The sequence below is a fragment of the Arthrobacter sp. 05L45_2 genome, assembly GCF_056397525.1.
On record NZ_JBFTNO010000094.1, the window covers coordinates 1 to 11026 of the forward strand.

Here is an 11026-nt window from a genome sequence, read left to right on the forward strand (position 1 = left end):
GCCCCGGGACCCGGCGCCCCGTACGGCGGGCGCGGGCCGCGCCGCGTGGCTGCTGGCCGCCGTCGTCGTCCTTGCCGTGGTGACGGCGGCGTCCCTAGCCGTCGGCGCCCGCGGCCTTGGCCCCGGGACAGTGTGGCAGGCCTTGACTGCTTTCGATCCGGCCGACGGCGACCACGCCGTGGTGCACGCCCGCATCCCACGCACCGTCCTGGGCCTGCTGGTGGGCGGGGCCCTGGGGCTCGCCGGGGCGGCCATGCAGGGGGTGGCCCGCAACCCGCTCGCCGACCCGGGCATTATCGGCGTCAACGCCGGGGCCGCCCTGGCCGTGGTGACGGGAATCTACGTCTTCGGGATTTCCTCGCTGCAGGGTTACATCTGGTTCGCGTTCCTTGGCGCGGCCGTGGCGGCCGCCGCCGTGTACCTCATTGCGTCGCTGGGCCGGGACGGGGCGACGCCGGTCAAACTGGCCCTCGCCGGCGCGGCACTCAGCGCCGGACTGTATTCGCTGATGAACGTCATCCTTGTCTCCAGCCAGGACACCCTGGACCGGTTCCGGTTCTGGCAGGTGGGCGGCATCGCCGGGCGCGACTGGTCCGTCATCAGCGGCGGACTCCCGTTCCTGCTGCTGGGCGCGTCCATTGTGCTCGGCACGGGCCGGAACCTGAACGGCCTGGCGCTCGGGGACGAGCTCGCCAGCGGTCTCGGGCAGCGCGTTGGCCTCACCCGGGGCATCACAGCCCTGGGAGTCGTATTGCTGTGCGGCTCGGCCACGGCCCTGGCGGGACCGATCGGGTTCGTGGGGCTGGTGGTTCCGCACGCCGTCCGTTTCCTCACCGGCCCCGACTACCGCTGGGTCCTGCCGTTCTCGCTGGTGCTGGCCCCGGTGTTGCTCCTGGCCGCCGACGTTGCCGGGCGGGTGATCCTGCTGCCGGGTGAGGTGCCGGCCGGAATCATGACCGCACTGGTGGGCGCTCCCGTGTTCGTCTGGCTGGTCCGCCGGAGCAAGGGGGCCGGATTGTGAGCGCCGCAGTCACCGTACCGCCCCGCGCCCGGAAGATCAGCCGGACGGCGGCGCTGGCCGTTGGCGTGCTGGTGCTCTTCGCTGCGGCCGTCCTGCTGGGCAGTTACACCGTTACCGTCCCGGACTTCGCCAGGATCCTGGCCGCCCATGTCACGGGCGGACCCAAGATTCCGGGCGCGAGCTTCATCGTCATGGAGCAGAAGCTGCCCCGGGCCGTCGTCGGCAGCATGATCGGAGCGGCGTTCGGCCTCGCCGGCGCCCTGTTCCAGACGATGCTCCGCAACCCCCTGGCCAGTCCGGACGTGATCGGCATCAGCTCCGGGGCCAGTGCCGCTGCCGTGACGGCCATCGTCGTTTTCGGGGCATCCGGTGCCGCTGTCTCCGGCGCCGCGCTCGCCGGCGCGCTCGGCGTCGCCGCCCTCATCTCCGCCATCTCCCGCCGTGGTGCGCTCGGCGCCGCCGCGGGCCGGGGGGATGCGGCAGGCAACCGGCTGATCCTGGCGGGGGTGGGCATCGCCGCCGCCCTGCAGGCGGTGGTGAGTTTCCTGATGACCCGGGCGGACATCCGGACTGCTGCCGACGCGCTCGTGTGGCTCAACGGTTCGCTGAACTCCGCCAGCTGGGACCGGGCCGGTACCCTGGCCGCCGCCCTCCTCGTGCTGGTTCCGGCCGCCGCGGTCCTGGCCCGGCCGCTGCGCCTCCTTGAACTGGGCGACGACACCGCCGCGGGCCTGGGGATCCGCGTCGGACTGACCCGGCTCGGCGTCGTCGTGACCGCCGTGGCCCTCGCGGCGGTGGCGACGGCGGCCGCCGGCCCCGTCGCTTTCGTCGCCTTCCTCGCCGGTCCCATTTCGCGCCGCTTTGTGGGCAAGGCCAGCCTGCCGGCAGCCGCCCTGGCCGGGATGCTGATCGTCCTGGCCGCCGACTACCTTGCGGCGAATCTCGCCCCGCTCGCCCTGCACGGGACCGTGCTGCCGGTCGGCGTCGTCACCGGCGCCCTGGGTGCGCCGTTCCTGCTGTGGCTTCTGGTCACCGCCAACCGAAAGGACATCTGAGATGGCTACGCTCCGCGCCGCCGGCCTGACCCTGAAATATGACCAGCGGACTGTCATCGAGGGGCTGTCCACGGAAATCCCCGAGGGCAAAGTGACCATGATCGTCGGTGCCAACGCCTGCGGTAAATCGACGTTGCTCCGGGCCCTGTCCCGCCTCCTCAGACCGGCGGCCGGCACCGTGACGCTCGATGACCAGGACATCCGGACCAGGCCCGCCCGGGAAGTTGGCCGCCTGCTGGGCCTTCTTCCCCAGCATCCGACGGCGCCCGACGGCATCACCGTCCGCGACCTGGTGGGCCGCGGCCGCTTCCCGCACCAGGGCTTCTTCCGCGGCTGGTCCGGCGGGACGTCCCCGGAGGACGAGCGCGCCGTGCGGCGCGCCATGACCGCCACGGACACGCTGGACCTCGCGGGCCGCTCCGTCGACCAGCTTTCCGGCGGCCAGCGGCAGCGCGTGTGGATCGCGATGGCACTGGCCCAGGAAACCGAGGTGCTCCTGCTCGACGAACCCACCACCTACCTTGACCTCGCGCACCAGGTGGAGGTCCTGGACCTGTTGACGGACCTGAACCGCAGCCGCGGCACCACCGTCGCGATTGTGCTGCACGACCTCAATCTGGCGGCACGCTACGCGGACCACGTCATCGCCATGAAGGCCGGCCGCATCCTCGCCGAAGGCCCGGCGACGGCGGTGATCACCGAATCCCTGGTCCGCGACGCCTTCGGCCTGGAGTCCCGGGTGATCCCCGACCCCGTCTCCGGCGCCCCGCTGATCCTCCCGCTGGGCCGCCACTACGCGGCTCCGGCCCCCACCCACCTCCCAAACCCGCACCTGGAGCTGATCCCATGACCGCAACGTTCCGACCGTCCCCGGCCCCTGCGGCGCTCGCCTCCCCGCCGGCCGGCGAGCCGATGACGCTGGCCTTCGACGTCCGGGTCACTGCTGTGGAGCAACTGAGCCCGAGCTACCGCCGCATCACCTTCGGCGGGTACTCGCTGCGGCACTTCGGTGTGCACGGCAACACCCTGGACCTGCGGATCAAACTGATGATCCCGTCCCGGGCCGTCGACGGTTCAATCATCGAACTGCCCGAATTCCGGACCGGGACGCCGGGCTGGTATAGCGAATGGCTGGCCCTGGACCCAGCGGTGCGCGGCGCCATGCGTACTTACACCGTGCGGCAGGCACGCCTCGATGCCGTCTATCCCGAGATCGACGTCGACTTCGTGCTGCACTTCGACGCCGCGGGCAACGGCGGCCCCGCCGCGGACTGGGCGTCCACCGCCACACCGGGCGACAGCCTGGTCCTGATCGGGCCCAACAACCGGGCCGCGCACTGCGTCACCGCAGGAAGCTACGCCGGCATCGAATGGCGCCCCGGCCTCGCCCAGCGGGTACTCCTCGCCGGGGACGAGACGGCCGTTCCGGCCATCGGCGCGATCCTCGAGAGCCTGCCTCCCTACCTGAGCGGCCACGCCATTCTGGAAGTTCCGACGGCGGCCGACTTCCAGGACCTCACCTCGCCGGCAGACATTGCCATCACCTGGCTGGCCCGTGACGCGGCGGCCGGACCGCGGCCGCACGGCGAACGCCTCCAGTCCGCGGTCCGCGCGGCCGTGCCACCACCGGGCTGGGTGGGTGTCAGGCCCGCCGGGTCCGCCGCGGGGCCGGAACCCGAGGACGTCAACGTGGACAGCGACATCCTCTGGGACACCCCGGCACGGCTGGACGCGGCGGCGCTGGAAGCCGGCCGGAACCCCGGAAAGCCTGCCGGCGCCCTGCCCTTCTACGCCTGGATCGCCGGCGAGGCGGGCACCGTCAAACAACTCCGGCGGTACCTGGTACGGGATGTGGGGATCGACCGGAAGCAGGTCGCGTTTATGGGGTACTGGCGGCAGGGGAAAGCCGAACTGTAGGACCCTGGGGGCGGGCCATCCGTTGTGCCCCGCGCGTTAACCCCGGCGTCGCCGGGCAGGGTTAGCGTGGCGCCATGGCCGAGAACCACCTTTCACCCGGCGCCCACGGACGGCGGATCTACGTCGCGCTGGGAGATTCGTTCACCGAAGGCGTGGGGGACCGCAGCAAAAGCCTGCCCAACGGGGTGCGGGGCTGGGCGGATCGGGTGGCCGAGAAGCTGGCCAAAGCTGACCCCGGGTGGGAATACGCCAACCTCGCCATTCGCAGCAAGCGCCTGCGCCACATCATCGGCGAGCAATTGGAACCCGCCCTCGCCATGGAACCGACACTGGTCACCCTCTATGCCGGCGGGAACGACATCCTGGACTTCGGCACAGACATCGAAGACCTGATGGACGACTACGAGTACCTGGTGGCCAAGCTCGCCGCCAGCGGTGCCACCGTGGTCCTCTTCACAGGATTCGACGTCAAAGTCTCGGTGCTGCTGGAGCCCCTAAAGCGCAGGAACAACCTGTACAACCGCCGGGTGCGGGAACTGGCGGCCTGGTACGGGGCGGTCCTGGTGGACTACTGGTGCTTTGACGCCTTCCACGACCCCCGGATGTGGGACACGGACCGGCTGCACATGTCCAAGGCAGGGCACAAATATCTTGCCGCCCAGGTCCTGGACCACCTGGGTGTGCCGCACACCATCAGCCTGAAGGACTGGGATCCGCCAGTGCGGCTTGGCCTCCGGGACTGGGAACGGCGGCAACGCCGCTGGGTGCACGACTGGGTGCTCCCACTCTTCGGCCGAAAGCTGCGGGGCGTCACCCTGGGGGACCAGCTCAGCCCGCGCTGGCCCGAACCCGTGAAGGTCCCGCGCAAGGGCGGACTGAAAAAGCTCGTGGCGCGCTGACCTAACTGTCCAGCAGGTTCTCGTAGCCCGGCGCGACCCGGCTGGCGTGGAACTCCTCGACGTCGAAGTCCGCCACGCCGTTGACGTAGAAGGGGTCCATGGCCAGTGCGGCGTCAAGCTCGGTGCGCTCCGCATTGGACAGGAAGAGGCCGCCGGTGCGGGGAATTTTGCGGCCCGCCACCATAAAAACGCCACGGTCGAAGGCGTCCTGCAGCCAGGCGACGTGCGCCGCCAGGTGGAAGTCGACGATGTCCTCAGGAACCTTGTAGGTCAGGGAGACTACGTACATAGCGCCAGCCTACCGCGTTGACACCGCCGCCAGGAGGCCCGTCCGGGAGCACTCACCTCAAGCCCTTCCAGGGCCCGGAGCGGCCTCCCCTCGCATTTCCACCGTTCGAAGTTGAACCGTCAAGCTTCAATGCTCCTAGAATGGAGCCATGACCGAACCGCGCTGGCTCAACGCCGACGAACGCCGTGCCTGGCTGGCCCAACTGAGCATCAACACGCTGCTGCCCGCCGCCCTGGACACCCAGCTGCACGCGGCCGGGAAGCTCTCGATGTTCGACTACAACGTGCTGGCGATGCTCTCCGAAGCCGAGGGCCAGTACCTGCCCATGAGCGAACTCGCCGCCCGCACCAGCGCGTCCCTCTCCCGGCTCTCGCACGTGGTCACGAAGCTGCAGAACCGGGGCTGGCTGGAACGCCGGCCGCACCCCGGGGACGCCCGGGTCACCACCGCACACCTCACCGACGCCGGAATGGCCACCATTGTGGGGCTCGCCCCGGGGCATGTGGAGGCCGTCCGGTCCTTGTTCCTGGACGCCCTGGACCCGGACGACGTCGCCCACCTGGCCCGCATCGGCGAAAAGATCGTTGCCCGGCTCGACGCCGACCACTGGATCCTGCGCGAAGACTAGCCCCCGAACGGCGCCTTGGGTGCTCTCAGCCAGAGATGGCAGACTTGCTCCATGGATTTCACCGCCCGCTACGTTGCCCTCGGAGACTCCTTCACGGAAGGCGTCGGCGACGACGACCCGGGCCGCCCCAACGGCGTCCGGGGGTGGGCGGACCGGGTGGCCGAACAACTCTCCGCTGCCGACCCGGGGTTTGGCTACGCCAACCTCGCGATCCGCGGCCGGAAGCTCCGCCAGATCATGGCGGAACAGGTGGATGCCGCCGTCGCACTTAAACCCACCGTGGTGACCATCTACGCCGGGGCCAACGACATCCTGCGCCCCAAGATCGATATCGATGACCTGCTGGTCGAGTACGACGCCGGTATCCGCAAGCTCACAGCCACCGGCGCCAAAGTGGTCATGTTTACCGGGTTCGATGCCCGCGGCTCCAAAATCTTCGGGACCATGCGCGGCCGCACCGCCATTTACAACGAACTGGTCCGCGGCATCGCCGGCGACCACGGCGCGCTGCTGGTGGATTACTGGCGGTTCAGCGAATACTACGACTGGGGTATGTGGGCCACTGACCGTATGCACATGTCGCCCGCCGGCCACGCCAACATGGCCCAGCGCGTCCTGGCCGTCCTAGAGCACGACCACTCGATCGATGTCCCGCCAATGACGCCGGTTCCCGAACTCAGCCGCGCGGAGGCACTGCGCGCAAATGCCCGTTGGGTGCGTGAATTCGCGGGGCCGTGGGTGATGCGCCGGGTCACAGGCAAGTCCTCGGGCGACGGCCTCTCGCCGCGGTATCCGCAGCCCGTCCGTCTTTAGAACGACGTCGGCGGCCGGCTAAGCGCGGAAGCCTTGGGTCGCGAGGATTCCGCCGTCGATCCTTATGGCGAGCACCTCGACGTCCCATCCCGCCGTGGCCCGGTTCAGCATCGGGATCCCTCCCGCCACAATGGCCGTCGCGAGGACATCGGCGGTGACAATGTCCGCCGCCGCAACCGAGACCTGCTGGAATTCGCGGATCCTCGCACCGGGGGTCCAAATGTGGTCGCCGCGTTCGGCGGAGCCCGAGGTGGCCAGGGCCGCTGCGCTCGCTGGGCCCGCTCCGTCCGCTCCGCCCAGCGGGTAGGCGGCAATCAGGGTGCTCCGGTCCTGCGGATCGACGATCCCGGCCTGCCACGATGCCCGGCTGCCAACGATCGGCGAGCCGTCCACCAGTACGTCGCCGCCGGCGTTGAGGCACCAGTCGGCCAGACCCAGTGAGTGCAGCGCGGCCCCGGCTTCCTTGATGGCGACGCCCTTGACCAGGCCGGAGAGGTCGGGCACGCCGTCCGGCCGCTCCGGGGTGAACGCGCCCTCGGTGCGGAGCCGCCAGTCGGCGGCCTCGGCGTAGCGATCGCGGAACTCCTGCGAGGCATCACGCAACGACAGTTCGCCGCGGGCCACCCGGCTCGCTTCGGACCCGGGCCGGTAGAGGCTGAAGCGGGCATCGAGCTCGTCGAAACGCTGTTCGACGACGCCGGCGGCTTCCGTTAATACGGCCGCAGCCGTTTCGCTCCAGCCGCCGGGTCCCACCGGAACCGTGAGGCTGATGACCGTTCCCATGCAGTGGAAGGTCCGGGCCTTGAGCTCCGGATGGCCCAGCTCAGAGGTGGGCTGCATCGAGGGCCGCCTGGAGCGAGGTCAGGTACGCCGAACTGGTGATCGTGGCGCCGCTGATGGTCTGGACGTTCGCCGACTGGGCCTGGAGGACCTCGGAACGCAGCAAGGGAGCGGCGTAGTTGCTGATCTGCACGGACCGGCCGTCCTCATTGGTCAGCTGCAGCGCCGCGACGTCCGATATGGTTCCGCCGCTGACCGTGATCTGCACCTGGACGGGCCCGAACCGGGTTTGTACGACGTCGCCCGCGTACGTCCCGCCCGCTTTCGCGGCCGCACCGGCTGAGCCGATCGACCCTGAGGAACCCGTGGACCCCGAGGAACCGGAGGTGCCGCTGGAGCCCGTGGTGCCGGACCCGGCGCCGGTGGAACCCGCTGTGGTGCCGACGGCGCTCGCCGTTTCCGCCACGTGGGCGCCGGACTGCCAGCCGGCCAGGAGGATCCCGACGGAGGCCAGGGTTGCTGAAACTACTGCGCGAATTCTCACCAGTCGAACCTTTCGTAGTGGAGTTGTTCTTCCCGCACACCGGCCCGGCGGGCGTCATCCAGGACGTTCCGTGCCCAGGCGGCGGGCCCGCAGACGTAAACGTCGGCGTCGGCCAGGTGGGGTGCGTAGCTCGCCAGCCGGTAGCCGGACCGGGCTTCGGCGTCGGGCTGCCAGGTCTGGACACCCCTGGGCCGCCGGCCGGTGAGGTGGAACAAGGTGGCGCCACGGCGTTCGCAGAGCTCGAGGATCTCGTCATTCAGGTACAGCCCGGCCCGGCTGTGTCCCCGGAGGATCACCGTCGCATCGCCCGGCGCGAACGGTGTGCTTTCCAGCAGGGCGCGGATGGGGGTGATGCCGATGCCGGCGCCCACCATCACGACGTGCCTGCGGCTACGGGCCGCGGTGCTGAAAAGTCCATAAGGCCCCTCGATCGCGACTTTGGTGCCGGGCCTCAGCCGGGCGAGGGCGGCCGAGCCCCGTCCCAGGTTCCGGACGGTAATCCGCAACCGGCCGGCGCCGTCGGCCCCGTACTGAACCGGCTCAGCCGAGAGGCTGAACGGGTGCGGGTGCCACCACTGTCCCGGGGCGAGGAACCGCCAGATGAAGAACCGTCCGCCGCTGCCGGCCAGCTCGTCCAGGTGCCGGCCGGTCATCTCGATGCTCACCACCCCGCGGTCAACGCCCACCACCCGGCTGACCCGCAGCTGGTGACGGAACGTTGCGACGATTGGCTCCAGAACCCGGTAGTGGAGCAGTGCGGCGCCGGTGGCGATGCAGACGGCCAGCCAGTACCAGCGCTGCCAGGTGCCCTGGGCGAACAGTCCGCCAACGCTGAACTGGTGAGGCAGGGACGTCAGCACCGCGGCATAGGTCAGGAGGTGCACCGCGTACCAGAACTCATAGGGAAAACGACGGCGGACCGCCACCAGCGAGGTCACCACCGCGGCGATAAAAAGCGCCATGGAGATGAACGCCAGCCACATGTCGGGGACCTTTACCCACAGGGCTACCGATTCGCTGATCGGGTCGAGCCCTTCCGCGAGGCCGTAGCCGATGGCTATCAGGATGCCGTGGGCCAGCAGGAGGTACAGCGAGGGCTTCCCGAGTTTGCGGTGGAATTCCAGCGCACGGTCGTGGCCGACGGCGGAGTCGATGACCTGGAGCCTAGCAGCCAGGAGCAGCATCAGCAGGACCAAATCCATGCCGGCCAGCCCGGCGACGATCCCGGCTGCCGTGAGGGCGCCGGCGAGGTTCGTGATGCCGGCCGCCCCGCCGTCGGCCAGCCATAGGGCGATCGCTGCCGCTACTGACGCCCACGCTATGACGGTGAGGAGGTCTGCCCTGAACAGGCGCCGCCGGTGCTGCCCTGCAAAGGGATTTCCGGCAGCCGGAGCAGGTCGGGCAGCTGGCTGCAGGACTGTCTGGGTCGGTGTGTTCATGGCTCCAGAGTCTGCCCGTTGCCTTTCATTTTGCTGTGAAAGAACTGCGTCGCGGATGTGACTCACCTGCACGGGTCCGCCTCCGCTTATACACCCTGGGCGGCCGGATTGGTCTTTAATTCGCCAAGCTCGTAGACTTGGTAGGCGCTAGGTGGCGCGGAGCGTGTGCAATTGCTCCGGTTGGCGGGAATGTCTGGAAGTTCAGGCAGCCCGGTGGCCGGTAGTTAGGGGCTCAAGTTGCGCGCATTCCTGTATTCGCCCAGCATCCCGGCCCTTCCCGGTGGTTCCCTATGGATATCACCGCTTGGTGCCCGTGACCCACAATATTCACCGCAGTCCTGACTGCAGCCGGCCTGCCGGTTGCTGAACGCCTGCTGAAGACGGGGCTGGATGCGGACGCCGCCTACTGCACGGACCTGCGGGAACTCCGCAAGCCGTTTCATTTCATTTTTATGAGGAGAGTCGTCATGGCAGCACACTGCCAGGTGACCGGAGCCGAGCCGGGCTTTGGACACAGCATTTCGCACTCGCACCGCCGCAACAAGCGCCGGTTCGACCCGAACATCCAGAAGAAGCGCTACTGGGTTCCGTCCCTGCGCCGTAATGTCACCCTGCAGGTCTCTGCACGTGGCATCAAGACCATCGACGTACGCGGCATCGACGTTGTCGTCGCCGCCATCCTGGCACGAGGAGTGAAGCTCTAGTGGCAAAGGACAAGGACGTACGTCCGATCATCAAGCTCAAGTCGACCGCGGGCACGGGTTACACCTACGTGACGCGCAAGAACCGTCGTAACGACCCGGACCGTATGGTTCTGCGGAAGTACGATCCCAAGATCCGCCAGCACGTCGAATTCCGAGAGGAGCGCTAAACACATGGCTAAGAAGTCAATGATCGCTAAGAACGAACAGCGTAAAGTCATCGTCGAGCGTTACGCTGCAAAGCGCCTCGAACTGAAGAAGGCTCTGGTTGACCCCAACTCAACCGACGAAGCACGCGAAGCCGCACGCCTGGGCCTGCAGAAGCTTCCCCGCAACGCGTCGCCGGTCCGCCTGCGTAACCGCGACATCATCGACGGCCGCCCCCGCGGTACGTTCCAGAAGTTCGGTATCTCCCGTGTTCGCTTCCGCGACATGGCTCACCGCGGTGAGCTCCCGGGCATCACGAAGTCTTCCTGGTAATTCAGAACTCCTGAAGCCAGTGGCTTGAAAAGGGGCCGGCAACCATATGGTTGCCGGCCCCTTTTGCCGTTAAGCGCCGGCGGCACCCCCGACCATCGGGGAACGCCGCGGTGACGGAGCACACACTCCCAATGTCCGACGCCGGTTGGCCCGGTTGGGGGACTGGCGGCCCGTTTTGCCCCGCCGTTCCGCGGATCCTGACGCCTGGGGGGTGGTGTGGGGGTCGATTTGTTCGGGGTCGGTTTGGTGTGTAGAGTAGTTCGAGTCGCCGCCGCTGATGCGGAAAGATAGCGACCGACTCCCTTTCTAAACGGCCTGGAAAATGGTTCGCAGTTGTGCGTGCTGTTTCCGGGTGGGGGCCTGTTCGTGGGACTGGTGATTGGCGGTAACGCTGATTTGCTTAGGACTGCTGGAGCGGGTAAGTTTGAAAAGTTGCTCCGGAGCGAGTCGCGGCCCTGTA

Annotated in this window: 14 protein-coding genes; 10 read left to right on the forward strand and 4 right to left on the reverse strand. The window is 68.5% G+C overall.

Translation table 11 applies throughout. The annotated features are described in order from the left end of the window. From AC1DHD_RS09085 to AC1DHD_RS09105, 5 genes are all read left to right on the forward strand, one after another. Nucleotides 1–1021: FecCD family ABC transporter permease (locus AC1DHD_RS09085; RefSeq protein ID WP_476879394.1), on the forward strand; the 1021-nt coding region annotated here is incomplete at its 5' end. 35 nt (nucleotides 1022–1056) lie between these two features. Further along, complete coding sequence (locus AC1DHD_RS09090; protein ID WP_476879403.1) at nucleotides 1057–2076, forward strand: FecCD family ABC transporter permease; 1020 nt, start codon at nucleotides 1057–1059, stop codon at nucleotides 2074–2076. 1 nt (nucleotide 2077) lies between these two features. Further along, a complete protein-coding gene (locus AC1DHD_RS09095; protein WP_476879395.1) occupies nucleotides 2078–2926 on the forward strand; it encodes an ABC transporter ATP-binding protein in 849 nt (282 codons plus the stop codon). A 62-nt stretch (nucleotides 2927–2988) separates the two neighbouring features. Continuing rightward, nucleotides 2989–3993: a siderophore-interacting protein gene (locus tag AC1DHD_RS09100; RefSeq protein WP_476879404.1), complete on the forward strand. Its 1005-nt coding sequence runs from the start codon at nucleotides 2989–2991 to the stop codon at nucleotides 3991–3993. A 74-nt stretch (nucleotides 3994–4067) separates the two neighbouring features. After that, nucleotides 4068–4892, forward strand: coding sequence for an SGNH/GDSL hydrolase family protein (locus AC1DHD_RS09105; protein ID WP_476879396.1), 825 nt, complete (start codon nucleotides 4068–4070; stop codon nucleotides 4890–4892). Nucleotide 4893: 1 nt separating this feature from the next. On the opposite strand, the gene AC1DHD_RS09110 is transcribed toward AC1DHD_RS09105, so the two are convergent. Then, nucleotides 4894–5181, reverse strand: coding sequence for a YciI family protein (locus AC1DHD_RS09110; protein ID WP_476879397.1), 288 nt, complete (start codon nucleotides 5179–5181; stop codon nucleotides 4894–4896). A 148-nt stretch (nucleotides 5182–5329) separates the two neighbouring features. On the opposite strand from AC1DHD_RS09110, the gene AC1DHD_RS09115 reads away from it, so the two are divergent. Both AC1DHD_RS09115 and AC1DHD_RS09120 read left to right on the forward strand, forming a co-directional pair. After that, nucleotides 5330–5809 carry a MarR family winged helix-turn-helix transcriptional regulator gene (locus AC1DHD_RS09115; RefSeq protein WP_476879398.1) on the forward strand — a complete coding sequence of 160 codons (480 nt, stop codon included), beginning with the start codon at nucleotides 5330–5332 and terminating at the stop codon, nucleotides 5807–5809. A gap of 51 nt (nucleotides 5810–5860) precedes the next feature. Continuing rightward, nucleotides 5861–6622, forward strand: a complete 762-nt coding sequence (locus AC1DHD_RS09120) for an SGNH/GDSL hydrolase family protein (protein ID WP_476879399.1) — start codon at nucleotides 5861–5863, stop codon at nucleotides 6620–6622. 18 nt (nucleotides 6623–6640) lie between these two features. Here AC1DHD_RS09120 and AC1DHD_RS09125 read toward each other — a convergent pair whose 3' ends face one another. From AC1DHD_RS09125 to AC1DHD_RS09135, 3 genes are read right to left on the reverse strand one after another with little or no spacing between them, the layout of a single operon-like run. After that, nucleotides 6641–7462 (reverse strand): FAD:protein FMN transferase, encoded by an 822-nt coding sequence (locus AC1DHD_RS09125; protein ID WP_476879400.1) that lies wholly within the window; start codon nucleotides 7460–7462, stop codon nucleotides 6641–6643. After that, a complete protein-coding gene (locus tag AC1DHD_RS09130; RefSeq protein ID WP_476879401.1) occupies nucleotides 7446–7946 on the reverse strand; it encodes an FMN-binding protein in 501 nt (166 codons plus the stop codon). The genes AC1DHD_RS09125 and AC1DHD_RS09130 overlap by 17 nt, the downstream gene beginning before the upstream one ends. Continuing rightward, nucleotides 7943–9385, reverse strand: coding sequence for a ferredoxin reductase family protein (locus tag AC1DHD_RS09135; protein WP_476879402.1), 1443 nt, complete (start codon nucleotides 9383–9385; stop codon nucleotides 7943–7945). Before AC1DHD_RS09135 ends, AC1DHD_RS09130 begins: the two co-directional genes overlap by 4 nt. A 467-nt stretch (nucleotides 9386–9852) precedes the next feature. On the opposite strand from AC1DHD_RS09135, the gene rpmB reads away from it, so the two are divergent. Genes rpmB through rpsN form a run of 3 tightly spaced genes read left to right on the forward strand, consistent with a single transcriptional unit; the run spans nucleotide 9853 to nucleotide 10566 of the window. Further along, entirely contained in the window at nucleotides 9853–10089 is a 237-nt protein-coding gene (gene rpmB / locus AC1DHD_RS09140; RefSeq protein ID WP_011693744.1) for a 50S ribosomal protein L28, read from the forward strand. Then, a complete protein-coding gene (gene rpmG, locus AC1DHD_RS09145) occupies nucleotides 10089–10256 on the forward strand; it encodes a 50S ribosomal protein L33 (RefSeq protein WP_056737121.1) in 168 nt (55 codons plus the stop codon). The genes rpmB and rpmG overlap by 1 nt, the downstream gene beginning before the upstream one ends. Nucleotides 10257–10260: 4 nt before the next feature. Beyond that, nucleotides 10261–10566, forward strand: a complete 306-nt coding sequence (gene rpsN, locus AC1DHD_RS09150; RefSeq protein ID WP_043485315.1) for a 30S ribosomal protein S14 — start codon at nucleotides 10261–10263, stop codon at nucleotides 10564–10566. Nucleotides 10567–11026: the final 460 nt, after the last annotated feature.

Coding starts and splice junctions, on each gene's coding strand:
- AC1DHD_RS09120 (WP_476879399.1), top strand. CDS start 5,861: ATGGATTTCACCGCCCGCTACGTTGCCCTCGGAGACTCCTTCACGGAA.
- AC1DHD_RS09125 (WP_476879400.1), bottom strand. CDS start 7,462: ATGCAGCCCACCTCTGAGCTGGGCCATCCGGAGCTCAAGGCCCGGACC.
- rpsN (WP_043485315.1), top strand. CDS start 10,261: ATGGCTAAGAAGTCAATGATCGCTAAGAACGAACAGCGTAAAGTCATC.
- AC1DHD_RS09095 (WP_476879395.1), top strand. CDS start 2,078: ATGGCTACGCTCCGCGCCGCCGGCCTGACCCTGAAATATGACCAGCGG.
- AC1DHD_RS09135 (WP_476879402.1), bottom strand. CDS start 9,385: ATGAACACACCGACCCAGACAGTCCTGCAGCCAGCTGCCCGACCTGCT.
- AC1DHD_RS09115 (WP_476879398.1), top strand. CDS start 5,330: ATGACCGAACCGCGCTGGCTCAACGCCGACGAACGCCGTGCCTGGCTG.
- AC1DHD_RS09100 (WP_476879404.1), top strand. CDS start 2,989: ATGACGCTGGCCTTCGACGTCCGGGTCACTGCTGTGGAGCAACTGAGC.
- rpmB (WP_011693744.1), top strand. CDS start 9,853: ATGGCAGCACACTGCCAGGTGACCGGAGCCGAGCCGGGCTTTGGACAC.
- AC1DHD_RS09110 (WP_476879397.1), bottom strand. CDS start 5,181: ATGTACGTAGTCTCCCTGACCTACAAGGTTCCTGAGGACATCGTCGAC.
- AC1DHD_RS09105 (WP_476879396.1), top strand. CDS start 4,068: ATGGCCGAGAACCACCTTTCACCCGGCGCCCACGGACGGCGGATCTAC.